At 58.5% G+C, this 270-nt stretch carries 1 pseudogene; it reads right to left on the bottom strand.

What is annotated here, in order from left to right:
* Nucleotides 1-176: 176 nt before the first annotated feature.
* Nucleotides 177-270, bottom strand: a pseudogene (locus SB764_RS40540) (acetyl-CoA acetyltransferase); the annotation flags it as partial.

Genomic DNA, 270 nt, shown 5'->3' with positions numbered 1-270 from the left:
CCCATCCCGCCGAAAGGCAAATGTCAGAGCAAGTATAGATGCGTCAATTCGTTTGACAAGTAAGGGGAAACGGCAGCATCGAATGAATGCGCTTTGCTTCCGGTTCCTTTCGAATGGCCTGCGAAGGCCGGCGCTCGCGGCTTCCACTCGAGAAGCCGCGAGTCGGTCAGTCGAAATCAAACGATTTCGAACAGCCCGGCCGCCCCCTGCCCGCCGCCGATGCACATCGTGACGACCACATATTTCACGCCGCGCCGCTTGCCTTCGATC

Source organism: Paraburkholderia sp. SIMBA_027, assembly GCF_046535315.1.
Taxonomy (GTDB): domain Bacteria; phylum Pseudomonadota; class Gammaproteobacteria; order Burkholderiales; family Burkholderiaceae; genus Paraburkholderia; species Paraburkholderia tropica.
Note: the sequence above shows the minus strand (reverse complement) of the source record. Positions and strands in the feature narration are given on the sequence as shown.